The sequence below is a fragment of the Parabacteroides sp. AM17-47 genome (genome assembly GCF_003434625.1).
In the GTDB taxonomy this organism is placed as follows: domain Bacteria; phylum Bacteroidota; class Bacteroidia; order Bacteroidales; family Tannerellaceae; genus Parabacteroides; species Parabacteroides distasonis.
In genome coordinates this window covers 21,048-35,898 of record NZ_QTLI01000008.1, presented here as the reverse complement: position 1 = coordinate 35,898, position 14,851 = coordinate 21,048, and the positions used below count along the sequence as shown (strand labels likewise).

At 44.3% G+C, this 14,851-nt stretch carries 11 protein-coding genes; 7 read left to right on the top strand and 4 right to left on the bottom strand.

The window, feature by feature from the left end:
* Window positions 1-173 precede the first annotated feature (173 nt).
* The 3 genes from DW205_RS07770 to DW205_RS07755 all read left to right on the top strand — a co-directional run bounded on the left by DW205_RS07770 (window position 174) and on the right by DW205_RS07755 (window position 5,666).
* The gene (locus tag DW205_RS07770) at window positions 174-1,781 is read left to right on the top strand and encodes a CTP synthase (RefSeq protein ID WP_005865380.1); all 1,608 of its coding nucleotides are present in this window, start codon (window positions 174-176) and stop codon (window positions 1,779-1,781) included.
* A 10-nt stretch (window positions 1,782-1,791) separates the two neighbouring features.
* On the top strand, window positions 1,792-3,693 hold the full coding sequence (yidC, locus tag DW205_RS07765; protein ID WP_005865382.1) for a membrane protein insertase YidC: 1,902 nt from the start codon (window positions 1,792-1,794) through the stop codon (window positions 3,691-3,693).
* A gap of 248 nt (window positions 3,694-3,941) precedes the next feature.
* Window positions 3,942-5,666, top strand: a complete 1,725-nt coding sequence (locus DW205_RS07755) for a DUF6057 family protein (RefSeq protein WP_005865384.1) — start codon at window positions 3,942-3,944, stop codon at window positions 5,664-5,666.
* Window positions 5,667-5,682: 16 nt separating this feature from the next.
* Here the strand turns inward: DW205_RS07755 and kdsB are convergent, their stop codons facing one another.
* Together kdsB and DW205_RS07745 are read right to left on the bottom strand one after the other, a co-directional pair.
* A complete protein-coding gene (gene kdsB / locus DW205_RS07750; protein ID WP_005865386.1) occupies window positions 5,683-6,435 on the bottom strand; it encodes a 3-deoxy-manno-octulosonate cytidylyltransferase in 753 nt (250 codons plus the stop codon).
* 17 nt (window positions 6,436-6,452) lie between these two features.
* Complete coding sequence (locus DW205_RS07745; protein WP_005865388.1) at window positions 6,453-8,723, bottom strand: cation:proton antiporter; 2,271 nt, start codon at window positions 8,721-8,723, stop codon at window positions 6,453-6,455.
* Between the two features lie 70 nt (window positions 8,724-8,793).
* Between DW205_RS07745 and DW205_RS07740 the strand changes: the two genes are divergently transcribed.
* A complete protein-coding gene (locus tag DW205_RS07740) occupies window positions 8,794-9,429 on the top strand; it encodes a helix-turn-helix domain-containing protein (RefSeq protein ID WP_005865390.1) in 636 nt (211 codons plus the stop codon).
* A gap of 6 nt (window positions 9,430-9,435) precedes the next feature.
* Here the strand turns inward: DW205_RS07740 and DW205_RS07735 are convergent, their stop codons facing one another.
* Entirely contained in the window at window positions 9,436-10,815 is a 1,380-nt protein-coding gene (locus DW205_RS07735; protein ID WP_005865392.1) for a nodulation protein NfeD, read from the bottom strand.
* Window positions 10,816-11,080: 265 nt separating this feature from the next.
* Between DW205_RS07735 and DW205_RS07730 the strand changes: the two genes are divergently transcribed.
* Complete coding sequence (locus tag DW205_RS07730; RefSeq protein WP_005855686.1) at window positions 11,081-11,590, top strand: RNA polymerase sigma factor; 510 nt, start codon at window positions 11,081-11,083, stop codon at window positions 11,588-11,590.
* Between the two features lie 50 nt (window positions 11,591-11,640).
* On the opposite strand, the gene DW205_RS07725 is transcribed toward DW205_RS07730, so the two are convergent.
* Window positions 11,641-13,299: an AMP-binding protein gene (locus DW205_RS07725; protein WP_005855687.1), complete on the bottom strand. Its 1,659-nt coding sequence runs from the start codon at window positions 13,297-13,299 to the stop codon at window positions 11,641-11,643.
* A gap of 140 nt (window positions 13,300-13,439) precedes the next feature.
* On the opposite strand from DW205_RS07725, the gene mtgA reads away from it, so the two are divergent.
* Entirely contained in the window at window positions 13,440-14,240 is an 801-nt protein-coding gene (gene mtgA, locus DW205_RS07720; RefSeq protein ID WP_005865395.1) for a monofunctional biosynthetic peptidoglycan transglycosylase, read from the top strand.
* The gene (gene lipB, locus DW205_RS07715; protein WP_005865397.1) at window positions 14,186-14,851 is read left to right on the top strand and encodes a lipoyl(octanoyl) transferase LipB; all 666 of its coding nucleotides are present in this window, start codon (window positions 14,186-14,188) and stop codon (window positions 14,849-14,851) included. The genes mtgA and lipB overlap by 55 nt, the downstream gene beginning before the upstream one ends.

The following is a 14,851-nucleotide window of genomic DNA, read 5'->3' as shown; positions in this document are numbered from 1 at the left end:
GTGCCGTGCTTCGGGTCGGGAATCGGAAGAGTCCTGCCGAAGCACGGGTCAGTTCTGGAGATATTCAGCGAGAAATAAAAACATTAAATTTGGCATGTCTCGATGAAAATCGCTAACTTTGCGGTTTCGAAATGCAGGTGTGCAATTAAAAAGATAACTAAAATATTACTATCGTGGCAGATACAAAGTACATTTTCGTTACAGGCGGCGTGGTCTCTTCCTTAGGTAAGGGAATTATTTCCGCTTCTTTAGGTAAGCTCCTTCAAGCAAGAGGTTACAAGGTTACTATCCAAAAATTTGATCCTTACATCAACATCGATCCGGGTACGTTGAACCCTTATGAGCATGGGGAATGTTACGTGACCGTTGATGGACATGAGGCTGACTTGGACTTGGGCCATTACGAGCGTTTCTTGAATGTCCAGACTACCCGTGCGAATAATATCACTACCGGACGTATCTATCAAAGCGTGATCAACAAGGAGCGTAAGGGGGATTATCTGGGTAAGACGGTGCAGGTGGTACCTCATATCACGGATGAGATCAAGCGTAATGTGAAATTATTGGGTAGCAAGTATAAATTTGACTTCGTGATCACCGAGATCGGTGGTACGGTGGGTGATATCGAGTCTCTGCCTTTCATAGAGAGCGTTCGCCAGTTGAAATGGGAGCTGGGTAAGAACTGCCTTTGCGTACATCTTACTTATGTGCCTTATATCGCGGCGGCGAAAGAGTATAAGACGAAGCCTACGCAACATTCCGTGAAGCAATTGCAGGAGTTAGGCATCCAGCCGGACGTGTTGGTTTTACGTACGGAGCATGAGCTGAATGCGAACTTGTTACGTAAGGTGGCGTTGTTCTGTAACGTGGCCGAGGATTCCGTGATCCAGTCGATCGACGTACCGACGATCTACGAGGTTCCTTTGGTATTGCAACGCCAGAAGATGGACGAGGTGGTCTTGCGTAAGGTCGGTATGGAAGTCGGCCCGACTCCGGAGTTGAAGCCTTGGAAGGAATTCCTTGCCTTGAAGAGCACGGCTACGGATACGGTGAAGATCGGTTTGGTTGGTAAATACGTGGAATTGCAAGACGCTTATAAGTCGATCGACGAGTCTTTGTTGCAAGCCGCTATTTACAATCATCATAAACTGGATTTGCATTTGTTCCATTCGGAGAAATTAAATAACGAGAACGCCGCCGAGCAATTGAAGGATATGGATGGTATCTTGATCGCCCCCGGATTCGGGCAGAGAGGTATCGAGGGTAAGTTTGCCGCTATCAAATACGCTCGTGAGCATGATGTCCCTTGCTTGGGCATCTGCTTGGGTATGCAGTGCATGGTGATAGAGTTTGCCCGTGACGTATTAGGTTTGGCGGATGCCAACTCTACGGAGATGGAGCCGAATACGGCACATAAGGTGATCGATTTGATGGAGGAGCAGAAGAACGTTACCAATATGGGAGGTTCCATGCGTTTGGGTGCTTACGACTGTACGCTGAAAGAGGGCTCCAAGGTATTGGAGGCATACGGCAAGGAGCATATCCAAGAGCGTCATCGCCATCGTTTCGAGTTCAACAACGAGTATAAGAAGCAATACGAGGCCGCCGGTATGATGTGTACGGGTGAGAATCCGGAGACAAATCTGGTAGAGGTGGTAGAGATCCCCGCCTTGAAGTGGTTCGTGGGCGTTCAATATCATCCGGAGTACAACAGTACCGTGGTGAATCCGAATCCTCTTTTCCTCAGCTTCGTGAAAGCTGCTATCGAAAATAAAAAATAATTGGTGATAAATGGATAAAAACACATTAATAGGTTTTCTGCTGATCGGTGTCGTATTATTTGCGTTTAGCTGGTTCAACCGGCCAACGCCTGAGCAGTTGGAGGCGCAACGTCGTTACCAAGATTCAATCGCGAAGATTGAGTATGCCCAGCAACTGGAATTGCAGAAACAAGAGAACAAAAGTGCTTTAGTGGAGGATTCGTTGGAGAACCTGCCGGACTCGGTAAGGGCGCAACGTTTGCAGCAGAGCTTCGGCGTATTCGGCGAAGCTATGGTGGGTACGGAAGATTACACGACCCTACAAAATGACGTGGTTGAGCTTCGTATCAGCAATAAGGGCGGACGTATTTGTTACGCACGCTTGAAGGAGTATGATACGTATAATGACGAGCCTCTCGTTTTGTTCGACGAGAAAGAGTCTAATTTTAATTTTACGTTGGTCACGGCTACGAACCGTGTCGTGAATACGGGCGATTTGTATTTTACCCCGGTTAAAGGTAATGACCCGAATTCTGTGATCATGCGTTTGAACACCGGCGAGGGTAGTCATCTGGATTTTACCTATACCTTGAAACCGGATGATTATATGGTGCAATACCAGATTCTGGGTACGGGATTGAACGGTGTCTTGGCACCGAGCACGAATGCCTTGGATTTATTGTGGGAGCAGGATATCCGCCAACAGGAAAAAGGACGTAAGTTTGAGGATCGCTACGTGACCTTGAACTACAAGTTCATGGCGGACGACGTGGAACACCTGAGCGAGTCGAAGAGTGACAGCAAGCAGATCCCGAACCGCTTGAAATGGATCGGTTATAAGGATATGTTCTTCTCTACCGTATTGATCTCGCAAGAGGGCTTTGAGGCTACTACCTTAGACTCGAAAGCGATTCCGGAGGGGGATGTATTGAAACAATTCAAGACGACCACTTCTGTACCTTTCGACTTGCAAGGTAAGGAGGCCACGAACCTGTCCTTGTATTTCGGACCGAATAAGTTCGCCTTGTTGAAGTCCTTCGATAAAGGTGTCGTTGCCGAGCAGCAACTGGATCTGGAGAAGTTGGTTCCGCTTGGTTGGGGTATTTTCCGTTGGGTGAATCAATATTTCGTGATCCCTTTGTTCGACTTCTTGGGTAAGTTTATCCATAATTATGGTATCTTGATTCTTTTGATGACTATCATCGTGAAGATCATCCTTTTCCCATTGACGTATAAGTCTTATATGTCGTCCGCCAAGATGCGTGTATTGCGTCCGCAAGTGGAGGAGATCAACGCTAAGTATCCCGGACAGGATAAGGCTATGGAACGGCAGAAAGCGACGATGGAGCTATATAGCCGTGCGGGGGCGAGCCCGATGAGCGGTTGCTTGCCGATGTTGTTGCAGATGCCGATCTTGATCGCTTTATTCATGTTCTTCCCGTCGGCGATCGAGTTACGTCACCAGAGTTTCCTTTGGGCGCACGACTTGTCTACTTACGACGCTATCTTTAGTTGGAATAAATATATTCCGATCATCACTCCGTATTTCGGAAATCACATCAGTTTGTTCTGTTTGTTGATGACGATCACGAATATTTTTTATACCAAGTATAATATGGAGATGACGAATACTGGGCAGCAACAGATGCCGGGCATGAAGGCCATGATGTACATGATGCCGTTGATGTTCTTGGTGTTCTTCAACCAGTATGCTTCCGGTTTGACGTATTACTATTTCATCTCTACGTTGATCACAATCGTGCAGACATTGATCTTCCGCTATACGATCAATGAGGATAAATTGTTAGCTAAGTTGGAAGCAAACAAACGGAAACCGATGAAGAAATCCAGTTTCATGAAACGTCTGGAAGAGGCTCAACGAGCACAGCAGGAGACGTTGCGTAAACAACAAGAGGCTAAGAAAAAACGATAGGATAATAGTAATTGTTGTCCTTGAAAAAGGTCCCTTTATCTGCTTATTGGTAGATAAAGGGACTTTTTTGTATATCTTGGCTCCTCTACTTGAAAAACAAGACGTCTTGATCATGATTCTATTTGTTTATTTGTATTTATTCAAAACTTTTTGTTTGTTTGCATTGTTTTGTATTCAAAAGATTGATGAGGAAATTGATTTTTTCTATATTGAGGAAATAGGGAGGTTATAAATAAGGGATTTTGTCAATGACAAAAAATGAACGATCGCTTCAATGGGTAATAGCGGGAATATTCTTCGTAGTATGCTTTGCTTTCTTTCAATGGATTTACCCAAACCATTTGTTCTTCAAAGAGCAGATGAGGATTTTTTTGTATACCACCGATTATTTTATCTCGTTCTGGGATGAGCCGGCTTGGTTGAGCTGTTATGTGGGGAATTTCTTGATACAGTTCTTCCATTTGACTGTGATAGGCCCGTTAATCGTGACGTGCGTGTTGTTGCTCTTATGGTACTACTCTATGCGGGTTTTACGCAAGTTCGGGAATGGTAATATGGTCTCCATATATGCGTTGTTTCCGGTAGCGTTAGAGTGGGGATTGATTTGCCGGTTGTCGTATAGTATAGCGTCTACGCTTACGTTGATTTTCGTGCTATGGCTCTTCTTGGGATACATCCGGATTAAGAATAAGAGAACGTCCGTTTGGGTGGCTTTTATACTTCTTCCCATAATTTATAGCATGGTCGGTAGCCGGCTGTTTGTCTTCTCCTTGATGGTGATATTCTATGAGGGAGCCAAGAATAGGAAACGGTGGTGGTTCTGGCTTTCTCTTTTGTTATCGAGTTATTTATATCCGTTGTTCATGCGTCATTTTTATGGATTGAGCATTGAGGAGGCCTATAAATATTCCCATGTGGATGGCTTGAGCGTATATTTCCCCGCTTTAGCGTTGATTCTAGAGATATTCGCTTTGGAGATTAAAAGTATACGTAGGATACGTCTGAACCGGCATAGCTTGCTTATAACCTTTTTAGTCGTATTTGGATTCTTTTCATTTGTTATAGCGGGTACGAACCGGAAGCGGGAAAAGGTTCTGGCAGTAGACCAAGCGATCTATAGGGGTGATTGGGAGCGAGTCTTGGATTTGTCTGCCGGATTTGATTCTCCCGATATCTTGGTAAGTTATTATAGGAATATCGCTTTCTCCAAGAAGAACGAGTTGCCCCAGAATTTGATGGATCATTATCAACGAGGGGCGGACGCCTTGTTCTTACCGATCGATTTGAGGTCTTCTATACTTCCCGTGTTTTTCAGTAATGAGGTGTATTATCAATTGGGAGATATGGATATGGCCCGTCACCGGGCGATCGAAGGAATCTTGTTCAGCCCTAAACAAAGAAGTGTACGGCAGATCAAGCGGCTGGTGGAGATTGATATGCGGCGAGGGGATATTGAGGAGGCTAGAAAATACCTGAACCTATTGGACGCGACGTTATTTTATCACTCATGGGCAAGGTCGAAGGAGGAACAGTTGAAGGGTGAGGAGACCTTGTCGATGGAGAAACGTTTGCCGAGGAAAAGAGATTGGGAGCGAGAGCATGACATACTAATGTCCATATCCGATTATCCGGGAGTACTGTCAAGTTTGGTGGCGGAATATCCGGAAAATAAACAGGCATTGGATTATTTGTTGTGCTATTATTTACTGAACGAGAATTTGAATAGTTTTAAGAATGCGTTCGATACTTATTATAAAGGAAAATTTGAGGTTGTACCCCGTTTGTATGAGGAGACTTTGGTACAAGTTTTATCTAAAAGCTCGGACGAGGAGGTGGCCGGTTATCAGATACCTCAAGATGTTATCGAGGATTACCAAGATTACATCCATTGTAAATCGGGTAGAAAAGCAAAGGAGGAATTACGAGAACGTTATTCCTCCACCTATTGGTACTACTCTGACTATATTCATTGAATAATAGTGTAAGTGATCAGCGGTTCGCGAGGAAGGCTAAGGCTTTCTCCATGTCCTCCGGTGTATCTATACCGATCGTTTCTTGCTCTGTGATGCCGACCTTGATTTTATATCCGTTTTCCAACCAGCGTAATTGCTCAAGGCTTTCCGCCAGTTCTAAAGCGGATTGAGGTAATTGGGTGATTTCTTTCAGCACTTGCGCACGATAGGCATATAACCCGATATGTTTGTAAAAGGTATGACTCGGCAACCATTCCGTATATTTCTTGCCCCGGATATAAGGAATAATGGATCGACTGAAATACATAGCCTCGTTGTTTTTGTTGAGTACGACTTTCGGGGAATTGGGATTGAATAGGGTACTCTCGAAATCATCGTCCGAACGGAAAGGCTTTACCAATGTCGCTATTTGCGTGTTTGCGTCGGCGAAGCAGGTTTTGATCGTCTGGATTTGCTCGGGATGGATAAAAGGCTCGTCACCTTGGATATTGACAATCACATCATACCCTTCGCCTATTTTCTGATAAGCCTCGTAGCAACGATCCGTACCGCTACGATGTTGATCGGAGGTCATGACGACTTGGCCACCGAAGGCTTTAACCGCATTCTCTATCCGGATATCGTCGGTAGCTACGCAAACGGAGTCTAAGACATCCTTTACTTGCTCATATACACGTTGTATCATGGGCTTTCCGTTCATATCCGCTAATGGCTTCCCCGGAAAACGGGTAGAGGCGTATCTCGCCGGAATAATTCCTATAAACTTCATCATTCTATATCGTTTTGTTAACTGGTTACTACTTTTCCTTCGCTTAACTGGATCAACTTATCCCGTTCGCCTACGATCCATACGATATCTCCTTCCTCGAAAACCGTACAGGGAGGCGGATTCTTGATCGAGCTACTTCCACGTTCGATACCGATTACCAAACAAGCGGCTTTATCACGGATACCGGACTCTATGATGGAGCGGCCGATCAATCGGGAACCTTCCGAGATAATGATTTGCTCCATGTTCATCTCTTCCTTTCTTGTGTTCGATTGCTCGGCGTATGATTTCTTGTAGCGTTCCTCCAGATATTTCCTAAAGTGCTCCAGATCATCATCCGCGCCAACTACTACCAGTTTATCGAACGGGTAGAGCCGCTCGTCTCCTCCCGGTATATTGATTCGCTTCTCTCCCCGGATAATCGTTACGATATTTACGTTGCACTTTTGCCTGAAGTTTAATTCTTTCAGGCTTTTTCCCATACTGGGGGAATTCTGCTTCACCTCGAAATCCGCTAAATGGAGATCTCGTTCTAATAAGTGGTTCGCGAAACGCTGGTTGATCGGGGCTTTTCGCTCTTGTTCCACTTCCCTCGCTACAAGGTTACTGAAAAAATGCCGTTCCATCAGGATCGACTGCCTCTTTAGCCGTTTGGAGAATATCATTAATACGATAACGGCGGAAGCGACCGCTAGCATAATTCCTAGCGCAGCATTCAATAACCGTGCGACTGGAAGCATGACGAGACCGATACAGAGCAGGATTCTGAGGATCACGAGTGAGACTAGGGGACCCCGGTTATATTTATTATCGTTCCATAATTGCTGGAACTCCACGGAATGATTCTTTTTCATCATGATCGCCCGCAACATCGGGGAGATCAGAGCTAGGATTAAGATCAAGGAGATTAGATTTCCTTGGATGCCGGGCAAATGTTTGCAGATGAACGGAGTCACGATTTGTAGCCATAAAAAGATAAGTACTAGGCAGACGGCGGTATAAGTACCGACGATGTGGACCAAGGCTTTTAGTAACTTATTCCATGCGCTTTTTTGACGGATCGTATTGGAACCGGATGAATATCGCTCCAAGAACTGTTTCCAATTCTCCGGTATGATCCGCTCCGCCCATTTGTAGGCAGGTTCCGCTAGCCGGATCATATAAGGTGTGAAGAATGTCGTGATCACGGATACGGCGACAACGATCGGATACAGATATTGATCCGTCACGTTTAATGATAGTCCCAAACCTGCGATGATGAAGGCGAATTCTCCGATCTGCGCTAACGAGAAACCAGACTGGATGGCTATTTTTATCGGTTGTCCGGACAGTAATACTCCGAAGCTGGCGAAACAAATCTGTCCGGCCATGACTACGAGCGTGATAATGAAAATCGGGATTTTATACTCCCAGAGCATCTGAGGATCGATTAACATGCCTACAGACACGAAGAAAATCGCTCCAAATAAGTCTTTTACGGGTTTTACCAAATGCTCGATCCGTTCAGCGTCAATGGTCTCGGCCAAAATCGAACCCATGACAAAAGCTCCGAGAGCCGATGAGAATCCGGCTTTTGTGGCGATCATAACCATACCAAGGCATAGCCCGATGCTCACGATCAACAGAGTCTCCTCATTTAGGAAGCTTTTTGCCTTTTTCAGAAAAGAGGGAATCAAATAGATCCCGACGACGAAACAGAATAAAAGGAAAATGCCTAATTTGACTACGCTATCCAGCATCTCCATGCCTTCCACGTGTTTACTTACCGCTACGGTAGAAAGTAATACCATTAATAATACGGCGAATAGATCCTCTACCACCAAGATACCGAATACGACACCGGCGAATCGTTGGTTACGCAATCCCATGTCGTCGAATGCCTTGAAGATAATCGTCGTGGAAGACATCGATAACATACCTCCGAGGAAAAGACTGTTCATATGTCCCCAACCCAGTGATAAGCCCGTGATATATCCCGCTGTCATCATACCTATAACAACGGTTATGGCTCCAATGACGGCGGTTCCTCCCACCTTCATCAACTTCTTGAAACTGAAATCGAGCCCCAAAGCGAATAACAGGAAGATAACGCCTATATCAGCCCAGATACGGATACTTTCCACATCTGTAACTGTCGGTATTTGCTCGATGGAAGGTCCGGCGAGTATTCCGGCTACGATATACCCCAATACGACCGGTTGCTTTAACTTTTTGAATAACAGGGTAACCAACCCGGCGGATATGAGTATGACCGCAAGATCTGATATTAGCGCAGGTATCTGAGACATCGTTTATTGTTTTTTCGATTGCCAAAGTTAGGTATTTATTTTAATTTTGTGTCTCAAAACAGAAGCCAAAATGAAGAAGAAACATCCGATTGAAGCGCTTATAGAGCAAGGGGAACATCAACAACTTGATTTTAAGTTTGAGGTGAGCGACAGCAAGAAGATCGCCCGGACGTTGAGTGCGTTCGCGAATACAGATGGCGGGCGTCTGCTGATTGGAGTGAAGGATAACGGCGCTATTTCCGGTGTGAGAAGTGAGGAGGAATATTATATGATCGAGGCTGCTTCTAAAATGTATACGCATCCCGAGGTGCCGTTTACAGCTAAGCGCTGGGATGTCAACGGGAAGACCGTATTGGAGGTCTATATCGCCCCAAGCGATGAGAAACCGCATACGGCACCGGATAAAGACGATAAATACAAGGCCTATATCCGGGTTGCGGACGAGAATATATTAGCGAACGAAGTCCTCATGCAAGCATGGAAGAAGCAGAAAACCAAAGAAGGTACATTGCTGAAAATAAGTAAGCCCGTCGAGATCCTGTTTTCTTGGCTCGACGAGCATCCGTATATCAGCATAAAGCAGTTTTGCCATATCGCCCATATCAATTATTATGCGGCCCGTAACATCCTAAGTGATTTGATGGCTATGGGAGCGATGGAATATGTCGTGATCGATAAATGTATTGCCTATAAACGGATCGCATAGACTCGTTTATAGGTTGATTACATAGACTTGTGCGCTCTCGAATCTGACGACTTTGATAGGAGTCCCTTTCTCGATGAAGCCAGACTCCGATACGCCGTCATACAACTCTCCCTCGATAGATACCTTACCCGAAGGACGTAAAACGGTAGCGGCCGTGCCCTCTTTTCCGATCAGTTGTGTCAAATTGGGGCTGGATACCGCTTTTTCCAAATCAGCGTTTAATGCCATTTTCTTTAGCGGTCCTTTATGTCCTATTTTGTTGGATAACCATATCACTAGCGTGAATCCGATACCCAGACCTAATAGAACCGTTAAAGCGGCTCTGCCCGTATCCATTCCAGATACGTTTTGAAAATCAAAAACAGTATTGTTCAGTAAGCTCATTGTAAGCCCTCCGACCACGAGAATAATTCCACTTATCCCCGCTATGCCAAAGCCTGGGATCACGAATATCTCCAACATTATTAATATAACGCCGAGAATGAATAACAGGATTTCCCAGTTTTCAGCCAACCCGTCCATATAGAGAGGAGCGAAGTAAAGGATAGCCGCTATTATCACGGCAGCGGATGGAAAACCAAGCCCCGGGGTTTGCATCTCGAAATAAATACCACCGATGATAATAATGATTAATAAGCCCTGTATTACCGGACTCATAAAGAAACCTTTTACATTATCGAACCATGAGGGTTCATAACTTTTAATCTCATAGTCCTTACATCCGATATATTCTGTGATTACTTGATCCGGACTCTCGGCGATGCCATCGCAATAACCCCATTTGAGTGCTTCTTGATAGGTTAGTGTCAATACTTTACCGCTATCGATGAGGTTGGGGACGATCACTCTGTCATCGACCATCGCTTCGGCGATTAAAGGATCTCTTTTCCATTTATAGATCGTGTCGCCGTTTTGTATAAGCGTATCTTTCCCTTGCGCCTCAGCCGTCGAACGGATCATGGAACGCATATAAGATTGATATTTATCAGGTAGAGCCGCACCCGTTTGATTGACAACCGTTGCCGCTCCTATATTCGCCCCTTTCCGCATATAGATTTTCTTGCATGCTATGGAAATTAAAGCACCTGCTGAAGCTGCGTTATTATCGATAAATACATATACCGGTATGGGACTATATAAAATAGCCGTTCGCATAGAATCGGCAGATTCCAGTAATCCGCCGTATGTGTTCATATGCAATAAGATGGCATCGGCGCTCAATTGCTTGGCCTCTGATAATCCGTTATGGAGATAAATCCACGTGGTGTTATCGATCTCTTTTTTTATATCAATCGTATATATTAAGGACTTCTCTTTAGCCTCCGATTGAAGAGAGATTGCAAGTATTAATACTATAGCTGTTAATATTGTTAATAAACGTTTCATCTTGTTTGTATTATATTCGTTTTTAATATTTGGTTGAAAATTGTAACTGGCTTGTTGTAAATGTTGATTTTTGTAACTTGTGCAACTTGTAAATAATACTCATTTTCAGTAAGATTTACAACAAAAATATTAAGTTACGATTTTTAATATTAATATTTATCAAAGAACTGTATATCTCCATTTTTAATTTATATATTTGTTGCATCCTTCAATGTTTGAGGGATAATACTTATACAGTATTAAACTTTATTTAACTAGTAACAATATGAATGCGTTGCAATTTCAGAAAAAATTATTGAGCATGCAAGAAAACATGATGAATTTTGCGCTTATGCTTACAGCGAATAGGGATGATGCCCAAGATCTGATGCAGGACACAACGCTGAAGGTTTTAGACAATCAAGAAAAATTTGTAGACAATATCAATTTTAAGGGCTGGGTCTTGACTGTGATGCGTAACATTTTCATTAACAATTATCACAAGATCGTTCGCACGCAAACTGTCGTAGATCAAGGTGTCGACTTATATAACTTGGATGTCGTGAACGATTCAGGTTTTGACTCTCCGGATGGCGCTTATCAAATTCAAGAGATCACGAAAGCGATCAACGGTTTGAACAATGAGTTGAAGGTTCCATTCTCTATGTTTTTGAGTGGCTATAAATACAACGAGATCGCTGATAAACTGGATGTTCCTCTGGGGACGGTTAAGAGCCGTATATTTTTCGCTCGACAAGAATTACAAAAAGTTTTAAAAGATTTTCGTCAAGGATAAAATTTACTTTATATAAAAGAAGCCGTCTTTAACAAAAGACGGCTTTCTTTTTATTCGGCCGGTTGGTATAAATATCTCTTGATACTTCTTTTGGGTGTTTTCTCGAATTCTTCTTGATACAGCTTGAAACAGGTGATTTTACTGTAATTCGGCATCTCCTCGTTTACTTGGTCAATGTTGGTCTGCATCAACTTCTCGATTTCGGAATGTTGTATACCTGCCTTATCTACTTGCTCCCAATCGGGATAGATGAGGGCGACTAGTTTACCTCCTTGGGAGATGATGAGCGATTCCGCTACATATAGCATATTATTCAAGCGATCCTCGATCTCTTCCGGATAGATATTTTGTCCGCTGGGGCCTAGAATCATGGTTTTACTACGGCCGCGGATATATAAAAATCCATCTTTATCGAGGGTTCCCAGATCGCCGGTACGCATCCATCCGTCAGGCATCATAACGGCTTTCGTAGCCTCCGGATTCTTGTAATAACCGAGCATCACGTTCATGCCCTTCACCAATATTTCTCCCACCTTGTTTTCCGGGTCCTCTGAATCGATGCGGACTTCCATACGGTCGACGATACGTCCTACGGAACCGGGCTTAAACTCATCCCATTGCGCATAGGAGACTAGCGGGCCACATTCGGTCATCCCGTAGCCTACGGTATAGCGGAAATGGATGGAATGAAGGAACGTCTCCACTTCTTTATTGATAGCGGCTCCTCCGATAACGATCTCCCCGAAGTTCCCTCCGAAAGACGCCGTTAACTTGGCGGAAATGGTATCCAGCACTTTCTGGTCTATATAGGGGACTTTCAAGAGCAATTTAATCAAAGGCTTCTCCAGTTCGGGGAATACCTTGTTTTTGATGATTTTCTCGATAATCAGAGGTACGGCTAGGATCAGCGCCGGCTTGATTGTCGTAAAAGCTTCCGCTATGATTTTCGGGCTGGGGGTACGTGTGAGGAAGTGTACATGGCAGCCTTTATTCACGGAATTCAATACCTCGAATGCCAATCCGTACATATGGGCCATCGGAAGCATACATACGATATTATCTCCCGGATGGATGAACGGTAAATTGTCGTAAGCGAATTGCGTATTACTCCATAAGCTCCGATAGGGGATCATAACCCCTTTCGAGAAACTGGTGGTTCCGGAAGTATAATTAAGTACCGCTAATTCTTCCGGCTTTTCCACGTGATACCGAACATCGTTCGACGTGAATGAACGAGGGTACTTTTTACCGAAATATTCATTGATCCGGTCTCTTACTACCCGGACTTCTTTGCTTTTACTGTGAATGATCGAGAAGTTATCCAGCATCATGAACAGTTTCACGTCGGGCATCATGCGTTCATTCATATTCTCCCAGTTGCTGGAAGCGGCAAGGACTGCCTTTGCCTCGGAATGATTTACGATATGATGTATATTATCCGGTTTGAATTCATGTAGGATAGGCACGGCTACGGCTCCATAAGCCAAGATCCCGAAGAAACAGATCGCCCAGTTGGAGGAGTTCCGTCCAACTAAAGCCACCTTATCCCCCTTTTTAATGCCGGCATGCTCTAGGATAATATGAAATTTCTCGATTCGACGAGCTACATCTTTATAATGGAAGGTATGTCCATTATAATCGGAGAACGCCGGGAGATCCCAATGCTCCTTGATGCTATTCTCTATGAGTCCTAAAAAACGATTCTCCATACTAATTTATTTATCAAATAACCATATGACAGGGTGGAAAGTTGTCAAAAGCCAAAGATAGTGCCTTTTCTGTAAATTATGAGTTTCAGTCCGCCGGAAACTGAAATATTCTTTACCTTTGTCTCTCCAAATAGAAGAATATGGTAGCACCTCTGGTAAAACGGATATGGATCTGGTGCAGGAATCTGTTGATCTTCCTGTTTGTATCCAGTATATTGGCGGTAGTGGTATATAAATTTGTACCCGTATATTATACGCCATTGATGTTTATTCGTATGTATGAGCAGCATCAGGATGGGAAGAAAATGAAACTCGATCATACGTGGGTTCCTATATCCAAGATCGCCCAGCCTTTGGTTCAAGCGGTCATAGCGTCGGAGGATAACCTGTTCATGGAGCATAATGGCTTTGATGTGGAACAAATCCAGAAGGCACGGGCCGAGGCCGAGAAAGGTAAAAGGGTGAGAGGTGCCAGCACGATTTCCCAGCAGACCGCTAAGAATGTATTTCTTTGGCCGGGGAAAAGTTATTTACGGAAAGGCATCGAGGTCTATTTTACCTTCTTGATCGAATGGATATGGGGAAAGGAACGTATTATGGAAGTCTATCTGAACTCGATAGAGATGGGGGAGGGCATCTATGGTGCGGAGGCGGTAGCGGAGGCTCATTTCGGTAAGCATGCCTACCAATTGACCAAAAGCGAGGCAGCCCTAATAGCGGCCACACTTCCAAATCCCCGGAAGTTTAATTCCGCTAAACCGTCACCTTATATGCTGAAACGACAAGCGAAAATAATTTCCTTAATGGGAAAACTGATAAAAGTAGAAATGGGATATGGTGCCGGGCAAGTTGATCCCGGTACCGGAAAGGTTAAAAAAAGAAAGAAATGGAGAGCTTCCGTTATCATGACTTGGGACGAATCGCTTATGCCGATGCGTTAGAATATCAGACAGCTGCTTTCGAGGTCTTATTGGATGCGAAGGCAACGGGAAAGAAAGAGGATAATCAATTATTCTTTTGTGAGCATTTACCGGTCTTGACGATCGGTAAAAGTGGCAAGGACTCTAATTTGCTTATCCCCGAGGAAACTTTACGGGAACGAGAGGTCTCGTTTTACCATATAAACAGAGGGGGGGATATAACGTATCACGGTCCGGGACAGATTACCGGTTATCCGGTATTTGATCTGGAATATTGGAATCTGGGATTGAAACAATACATCCATATGCTGGAAGAGACGATCATCCGTTTCCTATCGCTTTACGACTTGAAAGGGGAACGTTTGGAAGGGGCGACGGGTGTATGGCTAGACCCTGAAGTACCGGGGCGTGCCCGTAAGATCTGTGCGATTGGCGTGAAAAGCAGCCGGTTCGTTACGATGCATGGCTTTGCTTTGAATATAAATACGGATCTGAGTTACTTTTCATTGATCAACCCTTGTGGTTTTACGGATAAAGGCGTTACCTCCTTGGCTATGGAGTTGGGGGTACCCCAAGACTTTGAGTTGGCAAAAAGTCAATTGAGATCGATTTTCATGGAAATCTTCGCTTGA